An 18,175-nucleotide genomic window follows, 5' to 3' on the forward strand; every position below is an offset into this window, starting at 1 on the left:
AAGAAACATTCGAGCGGTTCATCAATGAAAAATACTTTACATTTATATTGCATTCTAAAGGTGTGTTTGATAGAATACAACTTGTTCTATTGTGAAGATTTAACCTTAAGACAATTGTGTTTAGGTTGTATCTTAGGAGGTGAAACACATGCCAAATATTAAATCAGCGATCAAACGTACAAAAACGAATAACGAACGCCGTGCACACAACGCAACAATCAAGTCTGCGATGCGTACTGCGATTAAACAAGTTGAAGTTTCTGTAGCTAACAATGATGCTGAGCAAGCAAAAGCTGCTCTTTCTTCTGCTGCAAAACGCATTGACAAAGCCGTTAAAACTGGTCTTGTACACAAAAACGCAGCTGCGCGTTACAAATCAAGACTTGCTAAACAAGTAAACGGACTTTCTGCATAATGTTTGCAACGCCTCAGTGATGAGGCACCTGTTTAACTGTACGTCCGTCCTGACCGGCTCAGCCATAAGGACAGACTGGCAATTATACATCTAAACAAAAACGACCCTCTTTTTAGAAGGTCGTTTTTTTGTTCATGTCCCTAATAACCGGAGCAGGAATAGTTCTAGCAATAGCTGCTTATCCTTTTTACCCGTTTTCATTTCATAATCGATGGTTGAGAGCTCTTTGACGATCTGCTTTAGTTCTTCTTCTGAAAACAGTTTTGCCTGGTCCATGGCGAGTTTGACACGGAATGGATGGACCTTCAGGTTTGACGCAATTTGTTTTTGCCCGTAACCCTGCTGAGCAAAGTACTTTGTCTGCAAAATCAGCCGAAATTGATTTGAAATGAGCGCCAATATTTTAATGGGTTCCTCATTTTGCTTTAAGAGGTCATAAAACATTTGCATGGCTTCAGAACGGCGTCTGTTTACAATTTGGTTAATCAATTCGAAAATATTCTGCTCTAAGCTGCGCGCAACAAGCTGATTGACATCCGCCAGCTCGATTTCCTTTCGCTCTCCAATATATGTACTTAGCTTCCGAACCTCTTGAAAAAGTGAGGACAGACTCCCGCCACACAGCATCACAAGCTGTTCAGCCGCTTCGGCCGTGATCGCTTTTCCTTCTGTTTTAACCAGCGTGATGGTAAAATCAGTTGTTTCTTTAGGATTTAACTCTTTCGCCTCAACCACAGCAGCTTTCTTTTTTAGCAATTTGGTGATTTTCTTACGTTCATCCAGTTTTTCATATGGCGCTAATAACACAAGAATCGTATAGGGCGCTGGTTTTTCTAAGTAAGCTTCTAACACGGAAAGCTGATGCTCTATCTTCTCCTTTTTCTTTTCAGCTGTGAGAAAATACGGATTCTTGATCACAACGAGACGTCGTTCTCCCATAAACGGAAATGTTTCTGCGTCCGTGACAGCCTGTTCAAGCGGCACCTCTTCCATATCGAAGACGGAGTAATTAAAATCCTTCGTTTCCTCGTCAACCACAGCTTGTCTCAATTTAGCAGCAGTTTCTTGCAGTAAATACGTTTCTTTTCCATATAAGCAATAAACGGGATGGATATCCCCTTTTTTTAAATTGTTCCATATCTCAAAGACCATACGCTGAATCCCTCTCTTTCACTTCCTCCTCTATCCTAAAGTGTGTTGAGACATTAGTAAAGAGGAAGCTGAAAGTGCCGCCTCCTCATTTATAGTAAACGTCTGGCGCAAGCTCCCGGGTCAGCTCGCTGTCAGACGATATTCATAAAATGATCATGAAAATGGAAAACGGTTACTTTACCTTCTAGCAATTCCAAATGAGTTCAAGTATACTAAAATTAGCCAGGAGGGATGAAAATGAATGAATTTGAAAAAAATGTTCAAAGCAAGCGGAATGATGTGACCGACTCAGCTGTTGGTTTTATCGTCACATTCGGATTTTTCGCCTCAATGTTTATTTTGGCAACAATTATACACCTCGTTGGATCTTAACTTCATGAATGCTCTATGACTGCCGTTTCGGCAGTTTTTTTATTGATTTTGTAAGATATCATATGGAGGGTGCGAGTAAAACGTTCCAGCCGCTTCGAGAAATTCATAGGTCACACTTCCATCAATATCTGTACGGTACACCCTCGTTTGATAATCATCTAATTTTTTCAAGACTTCTTGATGAGGATGCTGATAACGATTTCGTTCACCTGCCGAAATCAATGCATATGACGGTCTCAGATGCTGAAGCCATTCCTCACTTGTTGATCCTTTACTCCCGTGATGTCCAACCTTCAGTACATCCGCCCGCAGATGAGGATAAGCTTCTATGATGTCTCGCTCGCCTTCTTGTTCAAGGTCTCCCGTGAATATAAAACGCTTCCCCCCAAGAGTAAAGGTAAGCACAAGTGAATCATTATTCTTACTTGTCACCCGATCTCGTGCCGGATGAAGAACCTCAAATTCTTGCCCTCCAACCTGAAGCTTATCCCCTCTCTCTAATTCATCAACAGATATCCCTTTATCAGCTGCTTCTTTTAAAATCTGTGCATCCTCTGGACTTCGGGCAAAGCCTTTTGGCACGGCCAGCCGCTTCACTTTATTTCGCTTGATTAAACGAACCGCTTCCCCCATGTGATCTTGATCCGCATGTGTAAGGATGAGGACATCAAGTTTCGCTATACCTTTAGAATGCAGAAACGGTATGAGCGTTTGATCACCAATCGTAGACACTTTTCGTCTTTTTTTCCACGGTTCTTCTTCGAAAGATAGTCTGCCTCCTGTATCCACTAATAGGTGCCCATTTCGATAAGGCAGCTGAATAAACAAACTATCCCCCTGCCCTACATCGAGCATTGTGACCTCTCCTTTTTGGAGAAAATTTGGAGTAAAATAGTGTACGCTCAGCACACCAATGAGAAAAAGTATTGGCACAGTATAAGACTTCACGGAAGTTTTGCACTCCAGCACAAATAACAAAAAAATAATGGAACTACCTTCAAGAAGAACATGCCACCAAGTAGATTTCATAAAAATCAGGTTAAATGCATCATAAACAGCCATATGGGCTGACACCTGATGACTCAGCTGGATCACTGAATCAAGCAGCTGAAACAATGTTTGACCAAGCGGGAGGTAAACAATAGACAAAAGAAAAAAGAGTAAGGACAGAGGCATGACAACCGTTGTATAAAAAGGGACAAAAATCATATTCAAAGGGACGCTCAGCAAAGAAAATTGCTGAAAATGATATAAAAGAATAGGGAGCGAAGCAAGCTGTGCAATAAAGGAGATGAGGAATAATTGCGTCACTGCACTTTTCGCTTTTGATAGGATCCTAGTGGATAACAAAATAAAAAACGTCGCCACGAATGAAAGTTGAAAGCCGATATCAAATAAATAAAGGGGATGAATGGCCAATAAGAGCAAAAACGTCGCGCTTAATACCGTCGCAGAAGGCTGTTTCATTTCTTTTGGCAGGCTAGTGATCACTAAATAGACTCCTGCCATTAGACAAGCTCTTAAAACAGATGGTGCAGCACCTGTCAAACAAGCATAAACCGGTAGAAAGCATAATAAAAGAATACGTGCTGTCTCTCTTGTCACGCCGGCACGAAGCAGACACCAAAACAAACAAGCGAGAAGCGTTTGCACATGCATCCCTGAAATCGCTAGTAAATGAATAATACCGAGCATTTGATAATCTCTTAACGTGTCAGGATCAATCAATTCACGATCTCCAAAAATGAGTGCCTGTACAATTCCAGCAGAGCTCTTTGGAACATGCTCCTCTAAAAATTTCAAGCCCTTTTGTCTCATAGCTGCAAGGTAATGTGAGTGGCTGTCTTTTTTTGAACAGCTTTTGATCGACTGCGGTAAGAAAATAGCGTCAATTCCTTTTGTTTTTAAAAATTGATCGTATTGAAACCCGTTAGGAATGGTTGCGTGTTTAGGTAATCGAATATCACCTGTCACGTGACAGCTCATACCCGGCTCTATATCTTTCAGCACTTCTTTTTCATGCTCAGTTTGAATCGTATAAAAAGCCGCGAGCCGATCATTCTTTTCTGACACGGTCGCTGAAAAACGATTGCCATCTATCGTCGGAATACTTTCAATCACAACTGAACCAGAAAATGATTTTTCTTTTACCACATGATCCGTTTCAAGAGACTGATGAACCATAAAGATGAGTGTATAGACAGTTCCGCACAAGCTAACCATCAGAAAGAGCTGGGGTGTTTTTTTCAGTAGGCTGAGAAGTAATATCACGAGAAGAAAGAGAAGGAAATACATATGAAGTTGAAATGCGGCCAGGGCAATTCCGACTGCTGCTGAAATCGCCCCGAACGGCAAATAGTTAAACATAGGAAGTAAATAATTGATTCGCCTTTTCTTGCATGTCTCGTATTTCTGTTTCACTAAGTCCTGATTCACTTAGCTTGCCGATTAAATCTGCAACAAAGGCTAATTTTTCTTGATTTTTTAAGTCAATGATCATTTCATCTAGTTCTACCTGTTCCGTTTGAACGCCGGCCTGCTCGAATAAATCGACAGCATATGGATGATTTTTATAATCCTTTGCATAATACACTGTTCGAATGCCCGCTTGAATAATGGCTTTACAGCACTGCAAACAAGGAAAATGTGTGACATATATTTCAGCATCCGCCGTTGGTGCGCCAAATTTGGCACATTGTAAAATGGCGTTCATTTCCGCATGGATTGTGCGTACACAGTGATGATCAATGACATAGCATCCTACATCTGCACAATGGACATCACCGGCAATGGAGCCATTGTATCCTCCTGCGATGATGCGCTTGTCTCTTACGATGGTCGCCCCAACAGCTAACCGCTCACAGGTGCTTCGTAAAGCAAGCAAATGGCTTTGTGCCATAAAATATTGATTCCATGAAATTCTTTCCACGAGCTGATCCCTCCAGAATGATGGTTGGTATTAAGTGTACATTCCTTTCTTCTATAACGTCAATTCTACTTAACGGTCAATTGACTTTTCAGCCGTTCAACTGTCTTCTCTCCAAAACCTGAAATGTTCCGCAAATCTTCAATTTGTTCAAATTCTCCATGTTCCTCTCTATAGGCAATGATAGCTTCCGCTTTGGCTGGTCCGATTCCGTTAATCGTTTGCAATTCCGCTGCATCGGCTTGATTGACATTGACACCTTGACTCTTTTCAATCCCCGATGACATGTCAGCTGCTGATGTTTGCGTCTGCTTCTCCGCTTCTCCCTGCTTCCGGACATAAATCATCATACTATCCTCTAATTTTGCCGCCTGATTGATTTCATACGTATCCGCTTTACTAGTAAAGCCTCCTGCTCTTTTAATCGCTTCCTCAACCCGGCTCTCTGATCGAAACGTATAAACACCCGGCTTCCTCACAGCTCCTTTGACCTCTACAACAATGGATGATGGTTCACTTGCTTCACTCTCTTGTTTTTCTTCCAATGTGACTGGGCTTTCTTTATTTTTCTTCAATACACTCGGCTCGGATCTGTTTTCCCCTTTTCCTGCTAAAAAGGAGAAACTGATGGTGATCACGATCATGATTCCCGCAGCGATATAAAGACTGTACTTTTTCAATGGAATGAGTCGCTTCACTTGCTCACGCTTCTTTCAATCATATTTTTCCACTGCTCAACATACTGTTTAGAAGATAACAGATCCTATGCGTCTAAGGAGGGAGAACGTTTGAATATAGGTTTAATCGGTACAGGAAACATGGGTACCATACTTACTGAGGCATTTATTGAATCAAAAGCAGTCAATCCCTCATCCATCACCATCACAAACCGGACCATTGAAAAAGCGTTCAATATAAAAAAGAACCATCCAGAGCTTGAAGTAACGAAACAGCTTTCAGGGGCTGTAACAGATAAAGATTTCATCTTTGTTTGTGTGAAACCACTTGATATTTATCCACTATTAAAAGAGCTCAGCCCTCTTTTAACAGAGCAGCAAACGATTGTCATCATCACAAGTCCGGTTCATCCTGAACAGCTTCAGGATATCGTTCCTTGTCAAACAGCTAGACTGATCCCAAGCATCACAAACCGCGCTTTATCAGGTGCATCACTTTTAACTTTCGGTTCATCATGCAATGTCGCGACGAAAACAGCGTTAAGACAGTTAGCTTCCCGCATTTCAACACCAATTGAGATCCATCATTCGATTACAAGAGCGGCCTCAGATATTGTCAGCTGCGGACCTGCTTTTATTAGCTTTCTCGTTCAGAAAATGATTGAAGCAGCTGTCGAAGAAACCGATATTTCAAAAGAAGAAGCCACCACCTTATCAGAAGATATGCTTGTAGGACTTGGCCGTTTGATTGAAAAAAGAGTCTATACCCTTCCGACACTGCAAGACAAAGTGTGTGTGAAAGGCGGCGTCACTGGTGAGGGCATTAAAGCTCTTGAAGCAGGTGTGCAAGATATGTTTCACCGTCTTTTTCAAAACACCCATGAAAAGTTCGATGAAGATCTTGAAGCGGTTGCACATCAATACCCGCCAAGTGTGTTTACTGATGATCGCAGAAATTAAGGATCTTTGCAATAAGCGAAAAAAGGGTTTTAAAAAACCATCGTTCCATTAAACGATGGTTTTTGGTTTCTTGGCTGAGATAAAATATCTTTCGGCCAATTCCTGAGGTGCTTTATTTGTAAAATCAGCCGTCACTTCAATATTTTCGAAGCCAGCGGACTCAAGGAACGCTGCATATGTCTCAAATGGAAATGTACGCTGTTCATGTGTCTCATCATAACGCTGATACACGTCTCCGTCCTTTACAAAAAAGCTTAAATCATGAATGACCGAATACATGTCATCCCCTTTATCGCTCTGCCAAATATAGCTGATCTCTTCATCTTGATCTGCATAAGTAGAACCAGGGAATACCTCTTCCATTTTATAAGGGGTATGAACATCAAAGAGTAAAACCCCATCTGCCTCTAAAAGCTGAAACATGTTTTTAAAGGTTTTTTTGACGTCATTTTCGTTTTTTAAGTAGTTCAGGGAATCACAGCAGATAACGGCTGCTTGAAAGTCTTGTTCAAAGCCAGCAATCTCTCTCATATCTTGATGTAAAAATTGAACGGACTGCTTGTGAGCTTGCGCTTTTTGCTGCGCGAAGGCCAGCATCTCTTCACTTAGGTCAATTCCTGTGACGACGTGACCTTTTTCAGCTAACCGAAGAGAAATCTCCCCAGTTCCACAGCCTACATCGATGATTGCGGCATTTGGCTTGATATACTGCTGTATCCACTGAACCCATTCATCATAAGGTGCATGTGCCATGAGCTCGTCATACACACCTGCAAACCCTTGATAAATCATGAGTTAATGCCAAGTGAAAGCGTTTCTCTCGGCGTATCTCCCCATAACTTCTCTAGGTTATAGTATCCTCTTTCTTCTTTATGGAACACATGAGCAATAACATCTCCTAGATCAATCAATACCCATCTTGCTTCATCAAAGCCTTCCATCTTCTTCACTTCAATTCCACTTTCCTCTGCAAGATGTTTCACTTCTCTTGCGATGGCCTGCACTTGTTTGTCAGAATTCCCGTGACAAATGAGAAAATAATCTGCAACAAGTGAGACTCCTTGCATATTCAGGGCAATAATATCTTCAGCCCGCTTATCATCGCATGCTCCTGCTGCAATGTTTAAAATTGATGATGCATCCATCCAAAATTCCTCCTTATTTGTTCTTATGCACAAGCGAGTTGTAAGTAGCAAGTGTATCTGGAAAGACTGGCTGATTCTTTTTCATTAAAAAAATGATTGTGTTTTTTAACGCTTGAATCAATGCACCATCCAAATCATGCTCTGCTAACTCTCTTACTTCTTCTACACCAGGAAAATTTCGGCCTGGTTCTATATAGTCAGCGACATAAATGACTTTTTCAAGTAACGTCATATCTGGTCTGCCGGATGTATGGAATTCGATCGCTGTTAAAATGTCTTGGTCGTCAATTCCGGCTTCCTTTTTGACCAAATATGCACCGACTGGGGCATGCCAAAGCTCGGGCGAATATTCAAGCAATAGAGGGTTCATCTGTTCTTTTTGAATGATGCCCTCCATCTCTTCCTTTGGTCTAAATTTGGCATAATCATGAAAAATAGCGGCGATCTCCGCTTTTCTCACATCTGCACCAAACCGTTCCGCTAATGAAATGGCTGTATCCATAACCCCAAGTGTATGTGTATATCTATGCTCTGTTAACTGCTCTTTGACACAATTCAATGCTTCTTCACGATTCATATAAATGATGCTCCTTTATATAACGCTCAACAGCTTTCGGAATCAAATAATCTACAGGTTCTCCCTGCTTTATTCGCTGCCTAATCAATGTCGATGATACATCAAAAGCTGGAACATCTGCAAATAAAAGAGGATATGTCGTGCTTCCTTCATAACCTCGTCTTTTCATCCCAATAAAGGTGATCATCTGAAGCAAATCATCAATCCGGTGCCATTTTGGCAAATAATCTACCATGTCCGCTCCAATCATAAAAAAGAACTCATTTTCAGGATGGCGCTTCTTTAACAGCTCCACCGTATCTACTGTATAAGATGGCCCTTCTCGCTCCATTTCAATGAGCTCCAGCTGAAAATGCGGATTAGACTGAATCGCTGTTTCCACCATTTTCACGCGGTGATGACTATCTGCTCGTTTTCGGCCTGTTTTATGAGGAGGCTTGTGATTTGGGATAAACCAAATTTCATCAAGCCCCACTTGAAAACGAACCTCATTTGCCATCAGCAAATGCCCAATATGCGGGGGATCAAACGTACCGCCGAACAACCCTATTTTTTTCATATCGCATCCACCTTTACGGCAGCTTAATTTGTTTATTTTCCTTAGATTCTTTATAAAGGACAATCACATTTCCGATCGTTTGAACGAGTTCAGCTTTTGCACCCTTTACAAGTGCTTTAGCGACCTCAGTTTTGTCCTCGTCGCAGTTTTGCAATACGCTGACTTTTAAAAGTTCTCTTGCTTCAAGCGCCTCGGAAATTTGCTTGACCATATTGTCATTTACCCCGCCTTTTCCAACTTGAAAAATAGGTGATAAATGATGTGCTTGTGCACGTAAAAAACGTTTTTGCTTACCTTTTAACATGGTGTTCCTCCTAATTTCTCTATCACAATTGACTTCATTTTTCTGGCGTCAGGCGTGATGCCTGTCCACAGTTCAAAGGCTCTTGCCGCTTGACCAACAAACATGCCAACGCCATCTACTGTTTTCAAGCCTAACCCGGCTGCTTCACTCAGCAGTTTTGTTTCTATTGGATTATACACAATATCACAAACGACCGCTGTTTTTTTTGCGTTTGTTAAAGAAATCGGGGTTTCTTCAACATTCGGATACATGCCGATCGAGGTTGTATGGATGATGACATCATAATCTCCAAGCTGGTCTTCTGCTGTATTTAATGCGATTGCATTTGATGTCACTTTTCCATCCGCACTTTGAATTAAAGCCTCTGCTTTTTCAATGGTGCGATTGGTGATATCAAAGCCTTTCGGTGCATACTCAGCAATTGTCGTATAAATTGCTCTTGCCGCTCCGCCAGCACCAATCATGAGAAATGACAGCTCTGATAACGGCTGATCCAAGGCTTCAAGCAATGAATGAAGGAAGCCCTCTCCATCTGTGTTGTACCCAACGAGCTGACCTTTTTCAAGCCGCACAGTATTGACCGCTCGCAGGCGTTCAGCTGTCACATCAATTTTGTCAAGGTACTGCATGATCTCTACCTTGTGCGGAACAGTGACGTTAAAGCCGCTGATGCCTAAGGCTTTCATGCCTCTAATCGCATCTTTAAGGTCGTTATCTTCTACTTGAAAGCCATGATAATGTCCATCAATCCCAGCATCCTTTAATGCTGCATTATGAATATCCGGAGACATTGAATGGCCAACAGGGTTACCGATTAATCCGTATAAAGGTTTCAAGGTCTCTCCCCCTTTGAACGTTTAAATTAACGAACGTCTCATAAACACATGAACGCCTTTTGGCGCATAGACTTTGATTTGCTTTCCTGCATCATTCGCTGTCACCCATCCTAATCCTGAAAAGACGATATCCATTTTCGGCTGATCAATGGTAAAGGTATGCGGAACGAGCGGAGGAAAATCTTCCATTCCCTCTTTTGATGGCGGTGATAGCAGTTCTCCTGCATGTTTTTCATATAAGTCATCTGCATTCTCTAACTTTGTCCGGTGAATGTTGAGCTCATTTGGCATATAGCAGACAAATGATGTTCTGCCGCCTTTTACATAGTCAAATCGAGCAAGCCCGCCAAAATAAAGCGTTTGGGCTTCATTTAATTGGAACGTTCTCGGTTTCAATTCTTTTTTCGGCGTTAAAATCTTCAAGTCATTTTTACTGACATAGTGCGCCATTTGATGGCGATTGATGATGCCCGGCGTATCGAATAAAGCAGACCCGTCATCAAGCGGAATTTCAATTGCATCAAGAGTTGTACCTGGATATTGGGATGTGGTGATGACGTTCTCTTCTCCAGACACTTCTTTGATGATTCGATTGATAAATGTTGACTTCCCAACGTTCGTACAGCCGACGACATAGACATTTCTCCCCTCACGGTAATGGTCGATCGCTTCCATCACCTCAGGCACGCCTTGACCTCTGCTTGCACTGATTAAGAAAACATCGATTGGGTTTAATCCGTTTTCTTTTGCTTCCCGTTTCATCCAATGAACAAGGCGATCTTTTTTCACTGATTTCGGTAAAATATCCACTTTGTTGCCGACAAGTAAAATTGGATTACCACCGACAATACGGCTCAGCCCATTGATCCAGCTTCCGTTAAAGTCAAAAATATCAACGACCTTTACAATGAGAGAATCTGTCTCGCCAATGCTGTGTAAAATATTTAAAAAGTCGTCTTCTGTTAAAGAAACATCTTGAATTTCATTGTAGTTCTTTAACCTAAAACAGCGCTGGCAGATCACATCTTCTTTCAATAGAGATGCTGCCGGCGCATATCCTAATTGATCTTTATCTTCCGTCTGAATGGCTACACCGCAGCCAATACAAACAACCTTTTCCATTATTACTCTTCCTCCCACTGAATGTGGCCCTTACGCTTTAAGGCTCCTAAAATTCTGCGTTCAATCTGCCTGTTAAACTTTGTGAAAAATCCGTCCGACGCTGCAACAGGAACGACCAAAATCGTATGGAAGCCATGCCTGTTCCCGCCAAGCACATCTGTCATGAGCTGATCCCCAATGACGACCACATCTTCTTTTTTCAATTGCATATCAGCGACTGCCTTATTAAAGGCTCTTCCCATAGGCTTTCTCGCTTTATAAATAAACGGGATGTGAACCGGCTCAGAAAAAAGCTTGACCCTTTTTTCATTATTGTTCGATACAATTGTCACTTGTATCCCGTGATCTTTCATCTTTTGAAACCATTCAATTAAACGGGGTGTCGCACTTGGGCGGTCCCATTCTACTAGTGTGTTATCTAAATCGGTAATAATTCCTTTTACATTTCGTTCTTTTAGTTTTTGCGGTGAAATGTGGAAAATACTTTTCACAAATTCATCCGGTAAGAAATACTTCTTTAGCACAATTTGCACCCTTTCTTCCATTGGTTTTTCAGCGATTGTGTCGAATCAAATCATAATTTGTCTGTCTATCGAATACAACGAAAAAGTTTTCGACATATGATGAGGACCTTCAACAGGTGTGGATAATTTTACACACATTATCCACCTATATTTCATCACGCTTTCATTCAATTATAAACACTCTACCCACAAGTTATCCACTTAACCATGTGGATAACAGAACGATTGTTCTTGTTTCCCTTTCATGGTAGATTAAAGGTACTTCGAAGACATTCGATCAACCTATGATGATATGTCTTTTCCTCAAGTTTTATGCCAACTTTTTCAGGGGAGGTGTTTTTCCCATCATATGGGTTTCTAGTATGAAAAAGCTGTCAGATGATTTACTTATAGAATCATATTATAAAGCAAATGAAATGAACTTAAATCGCGACTTCATTGAATTAATTGAGACAGAAATGAAAAGACGTTCGCTCGGGCATATGCTCTCTGTTTCCTCTTAATTCCATATCACAGGAACCATGCCTCCCGAGCACTCTCCTTTTTTAAACTCAGGTGACTGATATTATATCACTTGCGCTATAGGCTTACTACTATTTTCCGTAAAAAACACCCCTTCTTATCAAAGAAGAGGTGTCTTATTTGCAAGACTGTTCGTTCCAAAACCATAACCCTCCGCCTACGACCAAAATGACAACAAGGAACACAACAAGAAAAGCGTAACCGATTCCTGCTCCTTGAGCTGGATAAGGCGAACACGCAGGGTAAGGATAAGGACATCCCCACATATCAGTTACCTCCTTATAGGAAGATATACTGTTAGACTATGCTGGCTGGGTGGTCTTGTTTAGGCGAATGGCCATCATTTAAAAATGTTTGATGACTTCACGCTCTTTCATTTCGTTATAAATGATTCTCGCCCCTTTTGGTGTCATATGATTGCCAGAAGGGTCGATTAAACCTGACTGAATCAAAGCGTTGTCACTATCCTCACCAGCTTCTCGGATGAAAGCTTTCCAATTGTCGACAAGTGGAACTTGCTGATTTTTAGCTACTTCTCTTGTGATGTCATTATATGAGTTTTGCCAAGCTCTTGCCCCGCCTCTCTCAGCAAAATAAGATGACTTATACCGCGAGTAATAATATAAGCCCTTTTTCCCTCCTTCTACGACAGGTACACAGGTCATGAGAATCGGGGTAATCCCTTCTTTTCTACTTTCAGAAATGAAGTAGGATACATTTTCTTTAAATCGTTTTTTTGTGACTCGGGGATGTTTCCCGTCTAAAATCGCCGCATCATTCGTACCGAACATGATGAGGACGTAAGTTGGTTTCTGCTTTAAAATATCCTGCTCAAAGCGAAGCTTCGCGTCTTCAGTCGTCTGCCCGCCAACCCCTGCATTCTTCACTTGTATTTGGCCGCGCTCGACGTTTTTCATGAGATTCACCCATTTTTCAGATGCTGGATAATCTCGAAAGTCCCAGTTTGATCCTCTTGTATTACTGTCGCCGAATGCAATAACGCTTTCTTGTACTGGTTTTGAGCATCCGGCAGCGACACACAGCAGGATGAAAAGGAAAACATATTTCTTCACAACATTCACCTCCAAAAGCCCTCTTCATATAGTAAACGACAAGACTTTTGGTTTCAATGATGACTGTTTTTGACAAATTCTTCCTATTGAAAATGAACAGGCAGATATGCTCTGTCATGATGCAGCAGTTCGCTTACTTTCACAAATTCATAGCCTCTATCCTTTAATTCAGGAACCACCTGTTTGAGCGCTTCTACCGTTTGCTTCCGATTTCCACCGCCATCATGTAAAAGGATGATATCGCCGCCCTGAATATGATCAATAATACGGCTTGCAATTTTGTGCGAGCCTGGTCTTGACCAGTCCTTCGGATCTTGCGTGAAGGACCACATGACCACATCGTATCCTTGCTTTGAAAGAATGCGGAATGACTTCATCGTCAGCCTGCCACCAGGAGGACGAAATAATAAAGGACCGCCTGGCTGGAGTGAAGCGATATGAGCCGCTGATTCTTTTAGCTCCTGCTTAATTTCCTTTGATGATAAAAGGTCAAAATATATATGGTTCATCGTATGATTGCCGAGCTCATTTCCCTCCCCCACAATCCGCTTCGCAATCTCTGGATACGAACGAATTCGGCTCCCTACGACAAAAAAGCTGGCATTCACTTCATGCTCCCTCAGCACATCCAAAATTTGATTCGTGTACACCGGATGAGGCCCATCATCAAAGGTTAACGCAATCTTTTTCCGTTCCTCTCTCATATCCCAAAAGGCCCGTCCCGTTTTTTCCAGGTCGACTCTTTTTAATGTTCGTGCCTCTATTTCATTAGGAACAAAAGTGCATAATAACAAGACACACACAAAGACATGCAACCCTTTCATCAGACCGCCTCCACAGAACATCATTATAGATTAAAATGCCCGCTTTCAGATGAATTCATGCAGGGTTCATGATGATGTCTGCGCCTCGCTGACCTCTTTTTCTACATAAAAAAAGCCGGCCATGCAGGCCCGCTTTTTGTTTCACGTTTGGTTTCTCTCTTCAACTGTCGAACGTTGCTTAGAATTCATACAGACACTCTCCTTCTTGGATTTGATTTTGAGCCCATAATAATTTCTGATAATACTGGTTGGACTTCTGGTATTGTTGAGAGGCTTCTAAGGCTGTCGCAATTTCTAGTGAGATATCCTCTATATAAGAGTATAGGCTAAGTTTTTCCAAATAATCAATGGTTTTTTGCAGTTGTTCTTCATTGATTTCCTGAACATATAAAGCATCCAGATACTCAAACATATGACAGAACAGCTGGTCTTCATGCTTCTTTGCGGCTAATTTCCCATCTTCTAAAATACGCAGTGCATGCGCCTGTTCGTTTTGTCTAAAAAGAAGCTTCGCCAGCGTATAGAGCGTATGAGGAAGCGTGGGAAGCACCTCTTTGCGGGCAAGATCAGCCGATTCTGTTAAATATCGTTCCGCTTCCTCTAAATAGCCAAGCTCTCCATAACATTTACCTAAATTGTAAAGAGCTGAACTGTATATGCGCGGGTGATCAATTTGAGATGCGAGCTGTTTTGCTTTTTTCAAATGAGGCAGCGCTCGATCTTTACGTTTTAAATCTTGATAATTTCCTGAGATGACAAAGAGGCACTGAATAATGCGGATGGCATACGCATCCTGCTGATCGTATATTTCAAGCGCCTTTAAAATATGGTGCATGGAGACATGCGTTTGTTTCATAATATAGTAGGCTTCTGCTACTTTAAAATGAAACTCAGCTTGCTCAATATCATCAAATACCATCGACAGCTGTTTTTCTGCCACTCGATAATATTTGACGGCTTCTAAATATTCTTTTTGACTAAACTCATGCATGCCACGAAAAAATGCATGGTAATAATGCAGCATATCAGATAACTCATGATTGGAATTTTCGATTTTATCGACAAGATTAGATACTGAGAAAGGTTGATATTTTGAAGGGTGTATATAGTCGAGCATGATTTGGTGTCGAAAACACATGAGCTGATAATAAATCAGTAAATGCTGGTCCTCTTCCATACGTTCAATTTCCGCTTCTACTTCCGCTTTCAGGATTTCAGCATCTGGCACACTGAACTGCCGTATCATCCGATACCATTCATTAATTTTCATACCTACATGTGAAGAAAGAACCTTCCCCATGTTCCGAAAAAACCCCTTCCTTTTCGGTCTAATATTACATATTTTAGCACGCTTCTTGACCGCCAAGCACCGCAAAGAAACCGCAAACATATGAGAAGGGCAGCAAAATCATACGAACAGAAGCACGTTTTTTTCGAAAAAGGTGATTTTTTCATCGTACAGACACAGACAATCCCCCCTTCACATACATTTGAGGATATAGGCAGTGGCCTAAACATGGTGGAGGTGAAAATCGTGGCAGGAGTATTTACAGCGATGGGATTGATGGTCAAAGAATTGGTGTTTTTAGTGTCCTATGTCAAAAACAATGCCTTTCCACAGCCCCTTTCGGGAGATGATGAAAAAAAATACTTAGCCCTCATGGCACAGGGCGATGAACACGCGAGAAACATGCTGATTGAACATAACCTTCGGCTCGTCGCCCATATTGTAAAGAAATTTGAAAATACCGGGGAAGACGCTGAAGACCTCATCTCCATCGGGACGATCGGACTCATTAAAGCCATTGAAAGCTATTCCTCTGGAAAAGGAACAAAGCTGGCAACGTATGCTGCGCGGTGTATTGAGAACGAAATCCTCATGCATTTACGTGCGCTCAAAAAAACAAAAAAAGATGTCTCTCTGCATGACCCCATCGGTCAGGATAAAGAAGGCAACGAAATTTCATTAATTGATGTCTTAAAATCTGAAAATGAAGATGTGATTGATACCATTCAGCTCAACATGGAGCTTGAAAAAGTAAAGGAGTATATCGGCATTCTCGATGGCCGAGAAAAAGAAGTCATCGTCGGGCGGTTCGGCCTTGATTTAAAGAAAGAGAAAACGCAGCGAGAAATAGCGAAAGAGCTTGGGATATCGCGGAGCTATGTGTCCCGGATTGAGAAGCGCGCGCTGATGAAGATGTTTCAAGAGTTTTACCGGGCGGAGAAGGAGAAACGGAAGCGGGAGAAGGGGAAGTGATTTGAAGATCTGCGTGATAAAAAACAGACTAAATTAGGTCTGTTTTTTATTTCGCTCTACTCTACTTTAGTTTCTACCTAAAAGTCGAATTCTTAAATATTAGCAGCCGGTACTATGACGAAACCATTATCATTGATAATCGCCTTAGCCCTCAAGAACAATGGCAAGATTTTGGTCATGAACTTTGTCATGCATTAAGACATGAAGGAAATCAATTAATCATGCCCCCACTATTTAGAGAGTTGCAGGAAATGCAGGCAAAGCGGTTTGCATATAAGTTTTGTATTCCAACATTCATGCTTAGAAAAATAAAAGCTATTCAAGCTTATAATAATTTTACAAATGAATTCGTTGTCGAACGTTTCATGACTTTAAACCCATGCTATAAGTCACAAATATTTTGTCTGCTTTTGTCGAAAATCAACATTTCAATATTTTTTATATTATAATAATCCCTGTATTTCTAAAATGTGTATATAGAAAGGTGCAGACTAATGAAAAAAGCTAAACTAATTTTATTCTTATGCTTTATGGCAGTTCTAACTGCTTGTGGTAACACTAACAGCTCAACTGAGCCGGCAAAAAAAGAAGAAACGAGTAAAGAGGCTTCAAAGGAATCAACACAAAAAGAGAATAAACCAACATCAGGACTTCTAACCGAAATTGGCCAATGGAAGAAAGATGAAAATGACTCAACTCTTACTTTGAAAAAGATAAACAACAAACAAAAAGAAATAGATTTAAGCCCTATTAAGATGAAAATAAAAGATGTTAAAGTATTTGAATACAGTGATTTAGGTGAAAAAGATAAAGAGTATCTTTCTTATAGTAAATATAAAAAAGATATATATCATAGAATAGAATACAAATCACTTATACGATTGAAAACACTTCTGATAAAAATGTTTTGTTTACTGGTGTTGATGTTATTACCACTAATACCAAAAAACAAATCAAAGTCAATGAGTTTAATTTGACTACGGAAACAGGTGTTGGTTCTTTTTATGGTAAAGTCGAAAATGAAGGTATGGTTTTAGTTCCTTTACTTGTGGATGATGTTTCGGATTTGAGTTCAATCACACTTCACTTAAGTGATGTATATCTAGATGACAAACCTGAATTATTGCATGATGGATTAAAAGTTAAATTCGATCTTTAAATTACGCAACCCCCTTTTGACATTAATAACGAGATTCTCATGCATTTACGCGCGTTCAAAAAACAAAAAAGGATGTCTCCCTGCATGACCCCATCGGTCAGGATAAAGAAGGCAACGAAATTTCGCTCATCGACGTCCTCAAATCTGAAAACGAAGACGTCATCGACATGATCCAGCTCAACATAGAGCTTGAAAAAGTAAAAAAATACATCGACATCCTGGACGGCAGAGAAAAAGAAGTCATTGTTGGCCGCTTCGGCCTTGATTTGAAGAAAGAAAAAACGCAGCGCGAAATCGCAAAGGAACTCGGGACTTCGCGGAGCTATGTGTCGCGAATTGAAAAGCCCGCGCTAATGAAGATGTTTCATGAGTTTTACCGGGCTGAGAAGGAGAAGCGGAAGAAGGCTAAGGGGAAATAATTTAGAAGAGGCCGGATCTAATATTCCGGCTTTCTCTATTTCATTAAAGTTTCTTTTAAAAGAAATATAGGAAAGTGTTATTAAAAACATTTTTTGTCATCGATGATAAACTCTCCGAGAAAGTCGGTCAGGATCGTAACAAATGACTTGCTTATAAGTCCTTTACTTGCACCCTCCCTCAAGCGATTCAAAGCCGGACGTTCTAAAAGCTCACCAGAAAATCCTTCATCGGCATACTTCAGCACATCCTTAGTCCCTGCTTTCTTTATACAGGCCTCGATCTGGCTGTCGATGCTTGATCCCTTGATCGCTTGTTCCTCGGTCGATACCCTACATATATCGCCATCAT

General features: G+C 41.0%; 23 protein-coding genes and 3 pseudogenes. 9 read left to right on the forward strand and 17 right to left on the reverse strand.

The genetic code is table 11. The features are described from left to right. The first annotated feature begins 148 nt into the window (after positions 1-148). Complete coding sequence (gene rpsT / locus ACSLGF_RS09015; RefSeq protein ID WP_008342485.1) at positions 149-415, forward strand: 30S ribosomal protein S20; 267 nt, start codon at positions 149-151, stop codon at positions 413-415. Positions 416-547: 132 nt separating this feature from the next. On the opposite strand, the gene holA is transcribed toward rpsT, so the two are convergent. Then, positions 548-1,567 (reverse strand): DNA polymerase III subunit delta, encoded by a 1,020-nt coding sequence (holA, locus tag ACSLGF_RS09020; protein WP_456004519.1) that lies wholly within the window; start codon positions 1,565-1,567, stop codon positions 548-550. Positions 1,568-1,804: 237 nt separating this feature from the next. On the opposite strand from holA, the gene ACSLGF_RS09025 reads away from it, so the two are divergent. After that, positions 1,805-1,939 carry a YqzM family protein gene (locus ACSLGF_RS09025; RefSeq protein WP_012010638.1) on the forward strand — a complete coding sequence of 45 codons (135 nt, stop codon included), beginning with the start codon at positions 1,805-1,807 and terminating at the stop codon, positions 1,937-1,939. Positions 1,940-1,978: 39 nt separating this feature from the next. On the opposite strand, the gene ACSLGF_RS09030 is transcribed toward ACSLGF_RS09025, so the two are convergent. The 3 genes from ACSLGF_RS09030 to ACSLGF_RS09040 all read right to left on the reverse strand — a co-directional run bounded on the left by ACSLGF_RS09030 (position 1,979) and on the right by ACSLGF_RS09040 (position 5,563). After that, positions 1,979-4,306, reverse strand: a complete 2,328-nt coding sequence (locus tag ACSLGF_RS09030; protein WP_456004758.1) for a DNA internalization-related competence protein ComEC/Rec2 — start codon at positions 4,304-4,306, stop codon at positions 1,979-1,981. Then, a complete protein-coding gene (locus tag ACSLGF_RS09035) occupies positions 4,299-4,868 on the reverse strand; it encodes a ComE operon protein 2 (RefSeq protein ID WP_456004522.1) in 570 nt (189 codons plus the stop codon). Before ACSLGF_RS09035 ends, ACSLGF_RS09030 begins: the two co-directional genes overlap by 8 nt. Positions 4,869-4,933: 65 nt before the next feature. Next, entirely contained in the window at positions 4,934-5,563 is a 630-nt protein-coding gene (locus ACSLGF_RS09040; RefSeq protein ID WP_456004525.1) for a helix-hairpin-helix domain-containing protein, read from the reverse strand. A gap of 90 nt (positions 5,564-5,653) precedes the next feature. On the opposite strand from ACSLGF_RS09040, the gene comER reads away from it, so the two are divergent. After that, complete coding sequence (gene comER / locus ACSLGF_RS09045) at positions 5,654-6,502, forward strand: late competence protein ComER (RefSeq protein ID WP_456004527.1); 849 nt, start codon at positions 5,654-5,656, stop codon at positions 6,500-6,502. 48 nt (positions 6,503-6,550) lie between these two features. Here the strand turns inward: comER and ACSLGF_RS09050 are convergent, their stop codons facing one another. The 8 genes from ACSLGF_RS09050 to ACSLGF_RS09085 are packed head-to-tail and all read right to left on the reverse strand — an operon-like array spanning position 6,551 to position 11,569. After that, the gene (locus ACSLGF_RS09050; RefSeq protein WP_456004530.1) at positions 6,551-7,294 is read right to left on the reverse strand and encodes a class I SAM-dependent DNA methyltransferase; all 744 of its coding nucleotides are present in this window, start codon (positions 7,292-7,294) and stop codon (positions 6,551-6,553) included. Continuing rightward, entirely contained in the window at positions 7,291-7,647 is a 357-nt protein-coding gene (rsfS, locus tag ACSLGF_RS09055) for a ribosome silencing factor (protein WP_456004532.1), read from the reverse strand. The genes ACSLGF_RS09050 and rsfS overlap by 4 nt, the downstream gene beginning before the upstream one ends. Positions 7,648-7,660: 13 nt before the next feature. Beyond that, positions 7,661-8,224 carry a bis(5'-nucleosyl)-tetraphosphatase (symmetrical) YqeK gene (yqeK, locus tag ACSLGF_RS09060; RefSeq protein WP_456004535.1) on the reverse strand — a complete coding sequence of 188 codons (564 nt, stop codon included), beginning with the start codon at positions 8,222-8,224 and terminating at the stop codon, positions 7,661-7,663. Continuing rightward, entirely contained in the window at positions 8,214-8,783 is a 570-nt protein-coding gene (locus tag ACSLGF_RS09065; RefSeq protein WP_099726580.1) for a nicotinate-nucleotide adenylyltransferase, read from the reverse strand. Before ACSLGF_RS09065 ends, yqeK begins: the two co-directional genes overlap by 11 nt. A 13-nt stretch (positions 8,784-8,796) precedes the next feature. After that, a complete protein-coding gene (yhbY, locus tag ACSLGF_RS09070) occupies positions 8,797-9,087 on the reverse strand; it encodes a ribosome assembly RNA-binding protein YhbY (protein ID WP_008342507.1) in 291 nt (96 codons plus the stop codon). After that, complete coding sequence (gene aroE, locus ACSLGF_RS09075; RefSeq protein WP_456004538.1) at positions 9,081-9,923, reverse strand: shikimate dehydrogenase; 843 nt, start codon at positions 9,921-9,923, stop codon at positions 9,081-9,083. Before aroE ends, yhbY begins: the two co-directional genes overlap by 7 nt. 21 nt (positions 9,924-9,944) lie before the next feature. Beyond that, positions 9,945-11,045, reverse strand: coding sequence for a ribosome biogenesis GTPase YqeH (gene yqeH, locus ACSLGF_RS09080; protein ID WP_099726578.1), 1,101 nt, complete (start codon positions 11,043-11,045; stop codon positions 9,945-9,947). 2 nt (positions 11,046-11,047) lie between these two features. Further along, positions 11,048-11,569, reverse strand: a complete 522-nt coding sequence (locus ACSLGF_RS09085) for a YqeG family HAD IIIA-type phosphatase (RefSeq protein WP_456004541.1) — start codon at positions 11,567-11,569, stop codon at positions 11,048-11,050. 362 nt (positions 11,570-11,931) lie between these two features. Between ACSLGF_RS09085 and ACSLGF_RS09090 the strand changes: the two genes are divergently transcribed. After that, positions 11,932-12,072 carry a sporulation histidine kinase inhibitor Sda gene (locus tag ACSLGF_RS09090; protein WP_003217327.1) on the forward strand — a complete coding sequence of 47 codons (141 nt, stop codon included), beginning with the start codon at positions 11,932-11,934 and terminating at the stop codon, positions 12,070-12,072. Between the two features lie 135 nt (positions 12,073-12,207). Here the strand turns inward: ACSLGF_RS09090 and ACSLGF_RS09095 are convergent, their stop codons facing one another. The 4 genes from ACSLGF_RS09095 to ACSLGF_RS09110 form a co-directional block, all read right to left on the reverse strand. Continuing rightward, complete coding sequence (locus tag ACSLGF_RS09095; protein WP_180275482.1) at positions 12,208-12,357, reverse strand: hypothetical protein; 150 nt, start codon at positions 12,355-12,357, stop codon at positions 12,208-12,210. Positions 12,358-12,435: 78 nt separating this feature from the next. Next, positions 12,436-13,164, reverse strand: coding sequence for an SGNH/GDSL hydrolase family protein (locus tag ACSLGF_RS09100; protein WP_456004544.1), 729 nt, complete (start codon positions 13,162-13,164; stop codon positions 12,436-12,438). A gap of 83 nt (positions 13,165-13,247) precedes the next feature. Continuing rightward, a complete protein-coding gene (locus tag ACSLGF_RS09105) occupies positions 13,248-13,988 on the reverse strand; it encodes a polysaccharide deacetylase family protein (protein ID WP_456004546.1) in 741 nt (246 codons plus the stop codon). A gap of 178 nt (positions 13,989-14,166) precedes the next feature. Next, complete coding sequence (locus ACSLGF_RS09110) at positions 14,167-15,288, reverse strand: response regulator aspartate phosphatase (protein WP_456004549.1); 1,122 nt, start codon at positions 15,286-15,288, stop codon at positions 14,167-14,169. 231 nt (positions 15,289-15,519) lie between these two features. Here ACSLGF_RS09110 and sigK point away from each other — a divergent pair, with 231 nt between their 5' ends. From sigK to ACSLGF_RS09135, 5 genes and pseudogenes are all read left to right on the forward strand, one after another. Next, the gene (gene sigK / locus ACSLGF_RS09115) at positions 15,520-16,248 is read left to right on the forward strand and encodes an RNA polymerase sporulation sigma factor SigK (protein WP_456004761.1); all 729 of its coding nucleotides are present in this window, start codon (positions 15,520-15,522) and stop codon (positions 16,246-16,248) included. Between the two features lie 143 nt (positions 16,249-16,391). Then, positions 16,392-16,559: pseudogene (locus ACSLGF_RS09120) on the forward strand (ImmA/IrrE family metallo-endopeptidase); the annotation flags it as partial. Between the two features lie 183 nt (positions 16,560-16,742). Then, positions 16,743-17,225 carry a hypothetical protein gene (locus ACSLGF_RS09125; protein ID WP_456004552.1) on the forward strand — a complete coding sequence of 161 codons (483 nt, stop codon included), beginning with the start codon at positions 16,743-16,745 and terminating at the stop codon, positions 17,223-17,225. Beyond that, complete coding sequence (locus ACSLGF_RS09130) at positions 17,222-17,407, forward strand: hypothetical protein (protein WP_456004554.1); 186 nt, start codon at positions 17,222-17,224, stop codon at positions 17,405-17,407. The genes ACSLGF_RS09125 and ACSLGF_RS09130 overlap by 4 nt, the downstream gene beginning before the upstream one ends. A gap of 21 nt (positions 17,408-17,428) precedes the next feature. Then, positions 17,429-17,826, forward strand: a pseudogene (locus ACSLGF_RS09135) (sigma factor-like helix-turn-helix DNA-binding protein); the annotation flags it as partial. Positions 17,827-17,925: 99 nt separating this feature from the next. Here ACSLGF_RS09135 and ACSLGF_RS09140 read toward each other — a convergent pair. Further along, positions 17,926-18,175, reverse strand: a pseudogene (locus ACSLGF_RS09140) (recombinase family protein); the annotation flags it as partial.

Source organism: Bacillus sp. A015 (assembly GCF_053851875.1).